The 14,211-nt window shown below is 73.0% G+C and carries 9 protein-coding genes; 5 read left to right on the top strand and 4 right to left on the bottom strand.

Going from position 1 to position 14,211, the window contains the following annotated elements; translation table 11 throughout:
- Window positions 1-28: 28 nt before the first annotated feature.
- Window positions 29-2,842, bottom strand: a complete 2,814-nt coding sequence (gene glnE, locus LG388_RS05610) for a bifunctional [glutamate--ammonia ligase]-adenylyl-L-tyrosine phosphorylase/[glutamate--ammonia-ligase] adenylyltransferase (protein ID WP_225781881.1) — start codon at window positions 2,840-2,842, stop codon at window positions 29-31.
- Window positions 2,843-2,918: 76 nt separating this feature from the next.
- Between glnE and LG388_RS05615 the strand changes: the two genes are divergently transcribed.
- The 4 genes from LG388_RS05615 to LG388_RS05630 all read left to right on the top strand — a co-directional run bounded on the left by LG388_RS05615 (window position 2,919) and on the right by LG388_RS05630 (window position 10,844).
- Window positions 2,919-7,112 carry a YhdP family protein gene (locus LG388_RS05615; RefSeq protein WP_225781882.1) on the top strand — a complete coding sequence of 1,398 codons (4,194 nt, stop codon included), beginning with the start codon at window positions 2,919-2,921 and terminating at the stop codon, window positions 7,110-7,112.
- Window positions 7,109-7,930: a carbon-nitrogen hydrolase family protein gene (locus LG388_RS05620; protein WP_225781883.1), complete on the top strand. Its 822-nt coding sequence runs from the start codon at window positions 7,109-7,111 to the stop codon at window positions 7,928-7,930. The genes LG388_RS05615 and LG388_RS05620 overlap by 4 nt, the downstream gene beginning before the upstream one ends.
- A 136-nt stretch (window positions 7,931-8,066) precedes the next feature.
- Window positions 8,067-10,175, top strand: coding sequence for a PAS domain S-box protein (locus LG388_RS05625; protein WP_225781884.1), 2,109 nt, complete (start codon window positions 8,067-8,069; stop codon window positions 10,173-10,175).
- A 36-nt stretch (window positions 10,176-10,211) separates the two neighbouring features.
- Complete coding sequence (locus tag LG388_RS05630; RefSeq protein WP_225781885.1) at window positions 10,212-10,844, top strand: response regulator transcription factor; 633 nt, start codon at window positions 10,212-10,214, stop codon at window positions 10,842-10,844.
- A gap of 139 nt (window positions 10,845-10,983) precedes the next feature.
- On the opposite strand, the gene LG388_RS05635 is transcribed toward LG388_RS05630, so the two are convergent.
- The 3 genes from LG388_RS05635 to LG388_RS05645 form a co-directional block, all read right to left on the bottom strand.
- A complete protein-coding gene (locus LG388_RS05635) occupies window positions 10,984-11,571 on the bottom strand; it encodes an OmpA family protein (RefSeq protein ID WP_225781886.1) in 588 nt (195 codons plus the stop codon).
- A 170-nt stretch (window positions 11,572-11,741) separates the two neighbouring features.
- Window positions 11,742-12,401: an OmpA family protein gene (locus LG388_RS05640; protein WP_225781887.1), complete on the bottom strand. Its 660-nt coding sequence runs from the start codon at window positions 12,399-12,401 to the stop codon at window positions 11,742-11,744.
- Window positions 12,402-12,759: 358 nt separating this feature from the next.
- On the bottom strand, window positions 12,760-12,933 hold the full coding sequence (locus LG388_RS05645; protein WP_225781888.1) for a hypothetical protein: 174 nt from the start codon (window positions 12,931-12,933) through the stop codon (window positions 12,760-12,762).
- Between LG388_RS05645 and LG388_RS05650 the strand changes: the two genes are divergently transcribed.
- Entirely contained in the window at window positions 12,932-14,122 is a 1,191-nt protein-coding gene (locus tag LG388_RS05650; protein WP_225781889.1) for a murein transglycosylase A, read from the top strand. The two genes, LG388_RS05645 and LG388_RS05650, sit on opposite strands and share 2 nt — an antisense overlap.
- The last annotated feature ends 89 nt before the right edge of the window (window positions 14,123-14,211 follow it).

A 14,211-nucleotide genomic window follows, 5' to 3' on the forward strand; every position in this document is an offset into this window, starting at 1 on the left:
CAGGGGCGCAGCAGCGGCGAGGACGCACTCACGCATCGAAGACGGCACTCCACAGGGCTTGCATGGGATCGCGCAGCGCCTGCACGCGCTCCACGGGCAGTTGCGTGGGCGTTTCGTCCAGCCGCGCGCGGTGCTGCAGGCGGCGCAGTTCGCGGTAGGCCTTGCCGGCGGCCGTGCCCACGCCCGGCGGCAGCAGCCCGGCTTCTTCGGCGCGGTGCATCAAGGTGATGTTGCCCAGGTTGGGCCGCAGGCCGGGATGCGTGGCCGAGGCCGACAGCACCAGGTACTGCACGGCGAACTCCGCGTCGATCATGCCGCCCGGGCTGTGCTTGAAGTCGAACAGGCCGGCCTTCACGGGATGGGCCGAGCGCATCTTCTCGCGCATGGCGATGATCTCGGCGCGCAGCGCCTCGCGGTCGCGCGCGGCGGTGATGACGGCTTCGCGCACGCCGTCGAAGCGCTCGCCCAGCTGCGGATCGCCCAGCACGAAGCGGGCGCGCGTCATGGCCTGGTGTTCCCAGGTCCAGGCGGTGTTGCTGCCGCGGCCCAGCTGGTACTTCTCGTAGGCCTCGAAGCTGGTGCACAGCAGGCCCGAATTGCCGTTGGGACGCAACGCGGTGTCGATCTCGAACAGGTCGCCCTCGCGCGTCTTCACGGTGAGCCAGTTGATGAGCCGCCGCACATAAGCCGCGTACACCTCGGCCGCACGCTCGTCGTCGTCCTCGTAGACGAAGACGATGTCCAGGTCGCTGCCGTAGCCCAGCTCCTTGCCGCCCAGCTTGCCGTAGCCGATGACGGCGAACTGGGGTGTCTCGCGGTGGCGGTTGCGCACCAGCGGCCAGCACCAGCGCGCCGTGATGCGCAGCACGGTGTCGGCCAGCGCGCTCAGGTCGTCGGCCACCTGCTCCACCGTCAGGCGCCCGTCCACGTCGCGCGCCAGGGTGCGGAAGACCTCGGCATGGTGCGCGCGGCGCAGCAGGCTCATGAGCGCCTCTTCGTCCGCCTCGCCCGTGCTGCGCAGCGAGGCGTGGCGCGCCTCCAGCTCCTGCTCGAACTCGGCGGCGTCGAAACGGCCGGCCAGCATGTGCGGGCCCGCCAGTTCGTCGATCACCCCGGGGTGCTGCAGCAGGTAGCGCGCGGGCCATTTGGCCGCGGCCAGCAGCCGCAGCAGGCGCTCCTGCACCACGGGGCGCTCGACCAGCAGCGCCAGGTAGCTTTCGCGGCGCAGCAGCGGCTCGATCCAGTCGGCCCAGCGCAGCGCGGCCTCCACCGGCCGCGGCTCGCCGCCCTCGTCGGTCTCGCGCAGCCACTGGCCGGTGCGCCGCACCAGCTGGCGCAGGCGCGCGCGGGTCTCGTCCTTCAGGGCCAGGATGCGCGGGTGCTCGCTCCAGGCCTGCATGCGCGTGGCGAAGACGGGCGGCAGCTCGGCCAGCAGTTCATGCAGGTCGATGGCCGGCAGGCCCCGGGGCCCGCCCTTGCAGCTGCCGCCGCTGCAGCGTTTCTCGTGCCCGCCCAGCAGCCGGTCGAACTCCTCGGCCACCAGTTCGCGGTGCGTGTCCAGCTCGGTCAGGAAGGGGCAGCAGTCGGCAAAGCCCATCGTCTGCGCGATCCACAGCAGGTCCTCGTCGGCCACCGGCAGCATGTGGGTCTGCTGGTCGTCCAGGTACTGGATGCGGTGCTCCACCTGGCGCAGGAAGACATAGGCGCGCGCCAATGCATCGGCCGTCTCCTGCGGCATCAGGCCGGCGCGCGCCACGCGCTGCAGACCTTCCAGCGTGGGCCGCGTGCGCAGTTCGGGGAACTGGCCGCCGCGCACCACCTGCAGCAGCTGCACGATGAACTCGATCTCGCGGATGCCGCCGCGCGAGAGCTTGACGTCGTTGGCGCGCTCGGGCCGGCCCGCGCTGCGGCGCGCGGCCTGCTCGCGGATCTGCCGGTGCAGCACGCGCAGCGATTCGAAGACGTTGTAGTCCAGGTACTTGCGAAAGACGAAGGGCAGCACCACGCCGCGCAGCGCCTGGGCCGAACCGTCGCGGATGCACGCGGCGGGCGCGACCACGCGGCTCTTGAGCCAGGCGAAGCGCTCCCATTCGCGGCCCTGCACCTGCAGGTACTCCTCCAGCGCGTCGAGCGAGACCACGCTGGGGCCCGAGTTGCCGTTGGGCCGCAGCGCCAGGTCGACGCGGAACACGAAGCCGTGCTCCGTGGTGTCGCCCACCAGCGCATAGATGCGCTTGACGGCGCGCGCGAAGTATTCCTGGTTCGACAGCCGCCCGCGCCCTTCGGCATTGCCCGCCGTGTCGCCGTCCTGGTCGTAGACGTAGATCAGGTCGATGTCGCTGGAGACATTGAGCTCGCGCGCGCCCAGCTTGCCCATGCCCACCACCCACAGCTGGGCGCGTTTCCCTTCGGGCGTGAGGGGCATGCCGTGCGCAGCGTCCAGCTCGGCGAAGGCCACGGTGCAGGCGGTGTCGAGCGCGAATTCGGCCAGTTGCGTGACGGCCGCGGTCACCACGGGCAGCTCGCAGCGCTCGTCGCAATCGAGCACCACCAGCCGCTCCAGGACCAGCTGGCGCACGATGCGCAGCGCGTCGCCCGGTACGCACCCCCGTGCCTGCAGCGCGGCATAGGCCGCCGTCATGTGCGCGCGCAGCGGGGCGCCGGCCGGCAGCAAGGGCAGTTCCTGCGCGTAGCGGCGGCGCAGGCGTTGCACGAAGCGCGAGTAAGCAGATGAAAGCACGATCGATGGGTCGGGGCGATGGGGCCGGGAGGGCGAACGGGCGGACGCCGGCGCATCCAGGGACACGCCGCCGGCGGAACCCGGCCCCAGGCCGGCAGTCATAATTTCCGACACCGCGCGATCCCTCATGAATGTCTCGACGCCCATTCCTTCACGACTGCTCAGATCGACGGCTGTGATGGCGCGCTGGCTGCTGGGGCTGCTGGGTGCGGCCTGGCTGCTGTTCGCCATCCTGGTCATGGTCCTGCACGGCTGGATTGTGCCGCGAATCGGCGACTGGCGCGGCACCCTGGAAACGCAGGCCAGCCGGGCCGTGGGGGCGCCGGTGCGCATCGGCGCGATCACGGCCGAATCGAACGGCCTGTTCCCCACCATCGAGCTGCAGGACGTGGCGCTGCAGGACGCCGCGCAGCGCGACGCGCTGCGGCTGGCGCGCGTGGTGGTCAGCGTGTCGCCGCGCTCGCTGTGGCGCCTGGGCTTCGAGCAGCTGTACGTGGAGCGCGCCGAGGTGGACATGCGCCTGTCGCGCGAGGGCCGCCTGCACGTGGCGGGGCTGGACCTGTCGCGCGACGCCGGCAGCGCGCGCAGCGGCAACGACTTCGCCGACTGGTTCTTCGCGCAGCGCGAGCTGGTGGTGGCGCAGGCCCGCGTGCGCTGGACGGACGAGACGCGCGGCGCGCCGCCGCTGCAGCTGTCGGACGTGCGCTTCGTGGCCCGCAACGGCGGGCGGCGCCACCAGATGCGGCTGGACGCCACGCCCCCCGAAGGCTGGGGCGAGCGCTTCACGCTCATCGCGCAGCTGCGCCAGCCGCTGCTGTCCACGCGCAGCGGGGAGTGGCAGCGCTGGCAGGGGCAGATCCACGCGATGCTGCCGCACATCGACGTCTCGCGCCTGGGCCAGTACGTGACGCTGGACGCGCGCATCCGCGAAGGCAACGGCGCCCTGCGCGCCTGGATCGACGTGGCCCAGGGCCAGCCCGTGGGCGGCGTGGTGGACCTGGCCCTGCCGCGCGTGAACGCCGTGCTGGGCCCCCGGCTGCAGCCGCTGGTGCTGCGCGATGTGACCGGGCGCGTATCGGCCCACCATTCGCCGGTCTTCTTCGAGTTCGCCACCGAAGGCCTGCAGTTCACCACCGGCGCCGGCGAGCGCTGGCCCGGCGGCAACCTGTGGTTCCGCCACGAGCCCGCGCAGGACAGGCTGCCCGAGACCGGCGCGCTGCGCGCCGACCGGCTGGACCTGGGCGCGCTGGCGCTGATCGCCGACCGGCTGCCACTGGGCGATGCGGTGCGCAAGCTCCTGGCCAGCCGCGCGCCGCAAGGGCTGGTCGAGCAGATCGAACTGGGCTGGCAGGGCCCGGCCGATGCGCCCACGCGCTACCACGCCAAGGGCCGCGTGGCCGGGATCGCGGTGGCGGGCGACGCCGCCGGCACGCCGCCGCCGGGCCGCACCCGCCCGCCCATCGGCACCCCCGGCGTGCGCGGCCTGTCGGCCGATTTCGAACTGGACCAGGCCGGCGGCCATGCGCAGCTGCGCATCGACCAGGGCGCGCTCGAATTCCCCGGCGTATTCGAGGATCCGGTCCTGCCCCTGGACAGCGCCACCGCCCGCGCGCAGTGGAAGACGAACGGCGCGCACATCGAGCTCACCGTGCCCGAGCTGCGCTTTGCCAATGCCGACGCCGAAGGCACGGCGCGCGCCAGCTGGCGCACGGCCGACCCCGCCCAGTCCCGCAGCGGCTCGCGCTTTCCGGGCGTGCTGGACCTGCAGGGCGCGCTCACGCGGGCCCAGGGCACGCGCGTGTGGCGCTACCTGCCGCTGGAGATCCCGAAGGACACGCGCGACTACGTGCGCGATGCCGTGCGCCAGGGCACTGCCACTGGGGTGGACTTCCGCGTGCGCGGCGACCTCTGGGACATGCCCTTCAACGATCCGAAGCAGGGCGAGTTCCGCATCGCGGCCAAGGTGCAGGGCGTGCAGTTCGCCTACGTGCCCCCGCTGGCGCCCGCCGCGGCCGCGCGTGCGGCGGCCGGCGATGTGCGCACCCTGCCCTGGCCGGCCCTGGCCGGCCTGTCGGGCGAGCTGGTCTTCGAGCGCTCCGGCATGCAGGTGCGCGGGGCACAAGGGCACCTGGCCGGCGCGCCGCACATGGAGGTGTTCCAGGGCACCGCCCGCATCGCCGACATGGCGCATGACGACGCGCTGCTGGAGGTGGACGCCCAGATGCGCGGCCCGCTGGCCGAACTGACGCGCCTGGGCGCACCGCTGCTGCGCGACCTGCCCGAGGCCCAGGCCTTCGCCAGCGGGGTGCAGGGCCAGGGCAGCGCCGACTACCGCCTGCAGCTGCAACTGCCGCTGGCGCATGCCGAGCGCGTGAAAGTGCAGGCGCAGGTGGCGCTGGCCGGCAACGAACTGCGCCTGGCCCCCGGCACGCCAGCCTTCACGCGGGTGCAGGGGCCGCTGCGCTTCACCGAAAGCGGCTTCTCGCTGCCCGGGCTGCAGGCCCAGCTGGCCGGCGGGCCGGTGCAGGTGCAGGGCCAGGGCCGCTGGGACGGCGAACAGCCCGAGATCGCGCTGCAGGCGCAGGGCCGCCTGACAGGCGAGGGCCTGCGCGGGATCCGCGAATGGCCCTGGCTCACCGGCCTGGCACGGCACATCGAGGGCGGCACGCCCTACACGGCGCAGGTGGGCTGGCAGGACGGCCTGGCCAGCTTCGAGCTGCACAGCGACCTGCAGGGCCTGGGCCTGCCCTGGCCCGTGCCGCTGAACAAGGCCGCGGCCGACCGGCTGCCGCTGCACGTGACGCAGAAGGTGACGCAGCGCCAGCCCGACGGCCGGCCACTGCGCGAACGCTTCGAGCTGCGGCTGGGCGACCTCGCCTCGGCCGAGTACATCAGCGACGTGAGCAGCGGCACGGCCCAGCTGCAGCAGGGCGCCGTGCGCCTGGGCCCCGAGGCGGTGCAGGCCGCGAGCCTGCCCGACAGCGGCACGCTGGCCGTGGTCGCGCTGCCGCGCGTGGACGTGGACGCCTGGCGCCGCATGGTGGGCGGCGCGGCGCCCGACGGCGGCGACGCCGCGGCGCAGGGCGCGCTCAGCGGCCAGGGCGCCGGCTACCACCCATGGATGCCCTCGCACTTCGGCCTGCGCACCGACGAGCTGGTGGTGGCCGGCCGCACGCTGCGGCACGTGGTGGTGGGCGGCTCGCGCGAAGGGCCGCTGTGGCACGCCAACATCGACGCGCGCGAGCTCAGCGGCTATGTGGAATACAGCGTGCGCCAGTCGGGCCGGCTGCATGCGCGGCTGGCGCGGCTGAAGATCGAGGCCAGCGCGGCCGACCAGGTGGAATCGCTGCTCGACGAGCAACCCGAGAACCTGCCGGCGCTGGACGTGGTGGTGGACGACCTGGAACTGATGGGCCGCCACCTGGGCAGGCTGGAGATCGAGGCGGTGAACCAGGGCGGTGCGCCGCGCGAATGGCGGCTCAACCGCCTGAGCCTGAGCACGCCCGAAGCGCAGTTCCGCGCGCAGGGCAAGTGGTCGGCGCCCGCGGGCGCGGGTGCGAGTGCGGCGCCGCGCCAGACGGCGCTGGACTTCCAGCTCGGGATCCGCGACGCGGGCGCGCTGCTCGCGCGCTTCGGCATGCGCGACGTGCTGGCGCGCGGCCAGGGCACACTGGCCGGGCAGGTGCAGTGGCGCGGCTCGCCCTTCGCCATCGACCACCCCAGCCTGGCAGGCCAGCTGCACCTGGACGTGGGCTCCGGCCAGTTCCTCAAGGCCGAGCCCGGCATCGCCAAGCTGCTGGGCGTGCTCAACCTGCAGGCGCTGCCGCGGCGCTTCACGCTCGATTTCCGCGACATCTTCAGCGCCGGCTTCGCCTTCGACTTCATCCGCGGCGATGCGCGCATCGCGTCCGGCGTGGCCAGCACCAACAACCTGCAGATGAAGGGCGTGAACGCGGCGGTGCTGATGGAAGGCTCGGCCGACATCGCGCACGAGACGCAGAAGCTGCGCGTGGTGGTGGTGCCCGAGATCAACGCCGGCACGGCGGCGCTGGTGGCCACGGCCATCAACCCGGCGATCGGCATCGGCGCCTTCCTCGCGCAGGCGGTGCTGAGCCGGCCGCTGGTGGCGGCGACCACGCGCGAATTCGAGATCGACGGCACCTGGGCCGAGCCGCGCGTGACGCAGGTGCCGCGGCGCAGCGGCACGGCGGCCTCGGCCGAGCCTGCAGCCGCACCCGCCCCGCTGCCGCGGCTGCTGCCCGACCTGCCGGCGCTGCCCTCCTTCCACCTGCCGTCGCTGCCCACCCTGCCCGGGACGGGCGAGCGAGCCCCAGGCCGCGGCGATGGCGCCCCTTCGGAGAACCCGCCATGAAGATCGCCGCCCTGCAGATGGTGTCGGGCATCTCGCGCGAAGCGAACCTGGCCCGCGCCCGCGCCCTGCTCACTGAAGCCGCCGAGGCCGGTGCCGAACTGGCCGTGCTGCCCGAGTACTTCTGCCTCATGGGGCGGCAGGAGCGCGACAAGCTGGCGCTGCGCGAGACCCTGGGCGCGGGCCCGGTGCAGGACTTCCTGGCGCGCAGCGCGCGCGCGCTGGGCCTGTGGATCGTGGGCGGCACGCTGCCGCTGCGCTCCGATGACGACGACCATGTGTTCAACAGCACGCTGGCCTATGCGCCCACGGGCGAGTGCGTGGCGCGCTACGACAAGATCCACCTCTTCCGCTTCGACAGCGGCACCGGCGAAAGCTACGACGAGGCGCGCGTCATCGCGCCCGGGCGCCAGCCCGTGTGCTTCGACCTCGAAGCGCGCGACGGCCAGCGCTGGCGCGTGGGTCTCACGGTCTGCTACGACCTGCGCTTTCCCGAGCTGTACCGTGCCCTCGCGCGCCAGGGCGCCGACCTGCTGCTGGTGCCGGCCGCCTTCACCCACACCACGGGCCAGGCGCACTGGGAAGTGCTGCTGCGCGCCCGCGCCATCGAGAACCTGGCCTGGGTCTGCGCCGCCGCGCAGGGCGGCACGCACGAAAACGGCCGCCGCACCTGGGGCCAGAGCCTGATCGCCGACCCCTGGGGCCAGGTGCGCGCGCAGCAGGCCACCGGCGAAGGCGTGGTGCTGGCCGAGCTGGACGCGGCGCACCTGAAGCAATGCCGCACGCAGCTGCCGGCGCTGACGCACTGCGTGTTGTCATGAAACACCCCCCAGGCGGCTTCGCCGCTCCCCCCTCTGCTGCGCGAGGGGGGCGCACCCAGAGGCCTGGCAGAGCCAGTTCCTCGGGTGCCCTGAGGAATTCGCTGCGCTCGTCGACCGGCACGGCAGAGGCCCGCCCATGAGCGCCGCGCTGCCCCTGCCCACCGGGCCCGAGCCGGCCCCGCCCGCGCCCCCGGCGCCGGCCGCGCCGGAGCGGCCGGTCGCGCCCTGGCTGCGCGCGTGGCGCACCGTGCGTTCGCTGTGGCGGCGCTGGTTCCTGTGGCTGCTGCTGGCGGGGCTGGTGATGGGCCTGCTGGTCACGGTGGTCTGGCTCGCGGGCCGACACGAGGTGGAGCAGGTGCAAAGCCGGCTGGAGCGCGACACCGAGCTGGCGGTGATCGACCTGCGCGCGAGCCTGGCGCGCAGCCTGCAGAGCCTGCAGGCGCTGCAGGCCAGCCGCGCCGACGCCGAACGCTGGCAGCAGGAAGCCGAAGCCCTGCTGCACCAGCAGCGCCAATGGCTGCGCCTGGAATGGCGCGACGCCACGCTGCGCACCCTGGCCACCGCCGACACGCCCTACCGCCCTTCGCCCTTCAGCCCGGCGCGCCGCGAAGGCCTGCAGGCCGAGGTCGAGCAGGCTTGCCTGCAGGCGCTCGCGCAGCGCAGCGGCGCCTATTCGCCCAGCCACTACCTGCCGCTGCCCGACGCCTCGGGCGGGCTGGAAGTGATGGAAGCCTGCGTGCCCATGCCGGACGGCGGCTACATGGTGGCCACCTACGGCCTGCGCGCGCTGCTGACCGAGGTGATCCCGGCCGACATGACACGCGGCCAGGAGGTCTCGCTCAACGAACTCGACGGCACGCGGCTGGTCAGCATCGGCACGGCGCGCCGCGCCGGCAACCGCGTGTTCAGCGCGCAGCAGACGCTGGAGCTGCCCGGCGCCAGCTTCGTGCTGCGCGTGAACGGCTGGCGCCAGGCGCCCGACCTCTTTCCCAACCTGCTCACGGCGCTGGTCACCGCCATGTCCATCGCGCTGGTGTCGGTGCTGGTGCTGCTGGCGCGCGACACGCGCCGGCGCCTGCGCGCCGAGCACGAGCTGTCGGACGCGCTGGCCTTCCGCAAGGCGATGGAGAACTCGCTCATCACGGGCCTGCGCGCACGCGACCTGCACGGGCGCATCACCTACGTGAACCCCGCCTTCTGCGCCATGGTGGGCTTCACGCCCGAGGAACTCATCGGCACCAGCGACGTGGACGTGCCCTACTGGCCTTCGGAGCTCAAGAACGAATACCGCGCGCGCCAGTGGCAGCGGCAGGCCAGCGGCGTGACGGCGCAGGAGGGCTTTGAGTCCATCTTCCAGCGCAAGGACGGTACGCGCTTCCCGGTGCAGATCTTCGAGGCGCCGCTGGTCAATGCGCAGCGCGTGCAGACCGGCTGGATGAGCGCCTTCATCGACCTCAGCGAGCAGCGCCGCATCGAGGAGATCTCGCGCGCCAGCCTGGAACGCCTGCAGGCCAGCGCGCGCCTGGCCACGGTGGGCGAGATGGCTTCGCTGATGAGCCACGAGCTCACGCAGCCGCTGGCCGCCATCGCCAGCTACGCCAGCGGTTCGCTCAACCTGCTGGGCTCGGCCGCCGCCGCGCCCGGCACCGCGCAGCAGGACCTGATGCTGGCCGTGCGCCGCATCGCCGAGCAGGCCGAGCGCGCGGGCCAGGTGATCCGCAGCGTGCACGACTTCGTGCGCCGGCGCGACCGCGCGCGCGAACCCGTGGCGCCGCAGGCCCTGTTCGAGGCCGTGATGCCGCTGGCGCGCCTGCAGGCGCGCAAGATCGGCGCGCAGATCGTGGTGCAGGCCGACGCGCGCCTGCCCCCCGTGCAATGCGACCGCACGCTGGTCGAGCAGGTGCTGCTCAACCTGATGCGCAACGGCATGCAGGCCATGGACCGGCCCGAGCTGCGCGAACGCGTGCTGACCCTGCGCGCCGAGCGCGTGCAGCACCCCTCGCACGGCGAGGCCGGCAGCGGCGCGCGTCACTGGGTGGAGTTCAGCGTCAGCGACCTGGGCGCAGGCATTGCGCCCGACGTGCAGGCACGCCTTTTCACGCCCTTCTTCACCACGCGCCCCGACGGCATGGGCCTGGGCCTGAGCCTGTGCCGCACGGTGGTCGAGCAGCACGGCGGCGCGCTGGTCCACATGCCCAACGCGCCGCGCGGCACCACCTTCCGCTTCACACTCCCTGCCGCATGAGGACCTCGATGTTCCTGCGCGCCTTGTCCTCACACCATGCAACCGCCCATTGACGCCCTGATCTTCCTTGTCGACGACGACGCCAGCGTGCGCGAGGCGCTGGCCTGGCTGCTGCGCTCGCGCCGCCTGCCCAGCGAGAACTACGACGGCGCCGAAGCCTTCTGGCACCGGCTGGCCATGCTCACGCCGGCCGAGCAGGACCTGCCACGCTGCCTGCTGCTGGACGTGCGCATGCCCGGCACCAGCGGCATCGAACTGTTCGACCGCCTGAGCGCCCACGACCGGCAGGCGGAAATGCCCGTGATCTTCCTGACCGGCCACGCCGACGTGCCGACGGCCGTGGACCTGGTCAAGCGCGGCGCCTTCGATTTCTGCGAGAAGCCTTCATCGGACAACGCGCTGGTGGACCGCATCGAGCGCGCGCTCGCGCAGTCGCAGGCCGCCATCGCGCAGCGGCAGGCGCGTGCGCATGTCACGGGCCTGGTGGCCGAACTGAGCGAGCGCGAGCGCGAGGTGATGCGCTGCGTGGTGGAAGGCCTGCCCAACAAGCTGATCGCCGAGCAGCTCAACATCAGCGTGCGCACGGTGGAAGTGCATCGCGCCAAGGTCTTCGACAAGATGGCCGTGAAGTCGGCGGTGGAGCTGGCGAACCTGCTGCGCGGCGGGTGAGACGCGGCGTTCGGAGTGCGGCGGCTGGAGCGCGGCGCCGCTCTGTCGCCGACACCCAGGGCGCCTGCGCGGTGGCCGGCGCCCGTGTCGGGGCACCGCGGGCGGCTGGGCCGCGCGGCCGCCGGCCGGCGGCGCTCGCTCAGTCCCGGTCGCGCACGAAGATCTCGATGCGGCGGTTCTGCGCGCGGCCCGCGGCGGTGTCGTTGTCGGCCACGGGTTCGCTCGAGCCGCGGCCTTCGGTGCGCACGGCATCCGCGCCCACGCCGCGCGAGAACAGGTAGCTGCGCGCGTTGTTGGCGCGGGCCTGCGACAGCCGCTCGTTGAGCGGCTCGCTGCCGGTGGCATCGGTGTGGCCCACGATCAGGATGCGGGCGCGCGGCGCGCTGTGCAGGGCCTGCGCCACCTTGTCCAGCACCGCGGCCATGTCGCGCTTGATGATCGCCCGGCCGGCGTCGAAGGAACGGTCGCCCGGCAGCACGACATGGAGCTGGTGGTCGGCCGTCTGCTCGATGCCCACACCCAGGCCCTGGGTGGCGGCCTCCAGCGCGGACTTCAGCGCGGCGAGGCGCGCCGTCCAGGCGTTCGCGTCCGCAGCCGGCGCGGCCTGCGGCGCGGATGCGGACGCGGGCGCAGGCGCCGGGGACGGCGCGGGCTCGGGGCTGGCACAGCCGGCCAGCACCACCATGCAGGCTGCAGCGGCAGCCAGCAGCTTCGATCGGTTCGACATCGCTCTTTCCTCGTGGGGGTCTTCTGGACGAAGGGGCGCGCGCTTCACAGCGGTCGCGCGCGGCCGGGCATTCTGCAACGAAGAAGGGCCGGCCGCGTGCCTCCGAAGAGGCCGTGCGGCCGGCCCTGCACCCGCACACGGCGGGTAAGGCGCGTGAGCGAAAGTCGCGATCAGCCTTGCGGCGGGCGCTCGCCCACGTAGATTTCGACGCGGCGGTTCTGGGCCCGGCCAGCCTCGGTGTTGTTGTTGGCGATGGGTTCGCGCGAGCCGCGGCCGTCGATCTGGATGGCCTGCGTGCGCACGCCGCGCGAGACCAGGTAGTCGCGCGTGGCCGCCGCCCGCTCGATCGACAGCGGGTTGTTGATGGCGTCGCTGCCGGTGCTGTCGGTGTGGCCGATGATGCGCACTTCGGCGTTCGGGTTGTTGCGCAGGCCGCCGGAGAACTGGTCCAGCACGCCGGCGAGCTGCGGCCGGATCGCGGCGCGGCCGGTGTCGAAGCCGGCGTCGCTCGGGATGGCCAGCTTCAGCTCGTTGTTCTGCGTCTGCGAGACCTGGATGCCCGTGCCCTGCGTGGCCTGCTCCATCTGGCGCTTCTGCGCCTCCATGCGCTGCGACCACAGGTAGCCCCCCAGCGCGCCCACGCCGGCCCCGATGGCCGCGCCGGCGGCGGCCGAACGGCTGTTGCCGGTGGCCGCCCCGATGGCGGCCCCGCCCAGCGCGCCCACGCCGGCACCGATGCCGGTGTTGCGCTGGGTGTCGCTCATGCCGGCACAGCCGGTGAGGGCCACGGCGATGGCGACGGTGCTCAGAACGAGTTTGCTGCTTTGCATCTTTTTTCTCCTGAAGGTGACGACCCTGAACCAGGGGCGGTTGGCCCGCCGGCAGCTCCCATCGGGAACCTGTGCCGAGCGGCGATGCGTATGAGAACCGAAGAACGGGGCCCATCCGTGTCTGTCACGTGTCGCCAGCGTATCCAAGTGTGAGCTTTTCGCAGATCGTGGATTTTTCCTGCTCCGCTGGCAGCGGCCTCGGCTGCGACCTCCGCAACGCAGCCACCTTAACGCAGCCCTGGCGCGGCTGCGTGACGGGCCCTGCAGGTTGCGCCGCACCCGCACGCGGCGGCGCGGCGGCGTCCGACAGCAGGTGGCGGCGCCGAACACGCCGGCCCGCCAGGTGCGCGCGAAAGCGTCAGCGGGGCGGCGGTTCGCGCGCCGGATCCGCCGCCGTGCCTGCAGCCGGGTCGGGCGCCTGCGCGTCATCGGCGGGCAGTTCGCCCCGGCGGCGGCCGTGGAACATGGTCCACCAAACGATGAGGACAAGCAGAACGAGCGCGCCGAGGGCTTCGAGCAAAATCACGAGCATGAGAAAAGCAAAGTGGGGGCTGCTGGCCACCTGCATGATCGCAGCAATGCTGGCGGGATGCGCCAGCGGCCCCAAGACCCCTGGGCCTGATGCGCCCCCCTCGCAGACGCCGGCTTCGCCAGTTCCCGCGCCCACCACGCCCGGGCCCCTGACGGGCCCGCTGACCCATCCGAAGACGCGCTGGATCCCGGTGGACTGGGCCGAACTGCCCGGCTGGTCCGAGGACCCCGTGCACGAGGCCTGGGGCGCGCTGATGACCAACTGCCAGCGGCCCAACGCGGCCATCGCGCCGCTGTGCACGCAAGTGCGGCGGCTGTCCATCGCCGGCGATGCCGAGCAGCGCGCCTTCCTGATGGAGCAGCTGCAGCCCTACCGCGTGGAATCGCCCGCCGGCCAGACCGAGGGGCTGCTGACGAGCTACTACGAGCCGGTCTTCGACGCCTCGCGCGTGCCGACCGCGACGCACACCGTGCCGCTGTATGCCCTGCCGGCGGGCTGGGTGCGCGGGCGTCCGGGCTACACGCGCCAGCAGCTCGAAACACAGCCCGAGGCGCAGGCCACGCTGCGCGGCCGCGAGATCGCCTGGATGGCCGACCCGATCGACGTGCTGATGCTGCACATCCAGGGCTCGGGCCGGCTGCGCATCACCGAGCCCGACGGGCGCCGCCAGGTGGTGCGCATGGCCTTCGCAGGCACCAACGAACAGCCCTATCGCAGCGTGCAGGCCTGGCTGTCGTCGCAAGGCGTGTCGCCCATCGGCCGCTGGCCCGAGGACGTCAAGGCCTGGGCCGCGCAGAACCCGCAGCGCGTGCAGCAGATGCTGTGGGCCAACCCGCGCTACGTCTTCTTCCGCGAGGAGCCGCTGTCGGACGTGGACGCCGCCTTCGGCCCGCGCGGCGCGCAGGGCGTGCCACTCACGGCGGGCCGCTCCATCGCCGTAGACCGCGAGGCCATTCCCTATGGCACGCCGGTCTGGCTGGCCTCCAGCGGGCCGGTGGCGCAACTGAACCGGCTGGTGGTCGCGCAGGACACCGGCAGCGCCATCGTCGGCGCGGTGCGGGCCGACTTCTTCGCGGGCACCGGCGAGGAAGCCGGCCGCTTCGCCGCGCGCATGAAGCAGCCGCTGCGCCTGTGGGCGCTGTGGCCGCGCGGGATGGACCCGACGGGGGCCAGCCTGGTGCGGCGCTGACGCGCCTGCCTTGGCTTTCTCCTCGCCACCCAAAAAAAGGGCCGTGCCTCCAAGGCACGGCCCTTCTCACATGGGGAACGGCGCGCTCG

This window comes from Xenophilus sp. Marseille-Q4582, assembly GCF_916700565.1.
GTDB lineage: Bacteria > Pseudomonadota > Gammaproteobacteria > Burkholderiales > Burkholderiaceae_C > Xenophilus.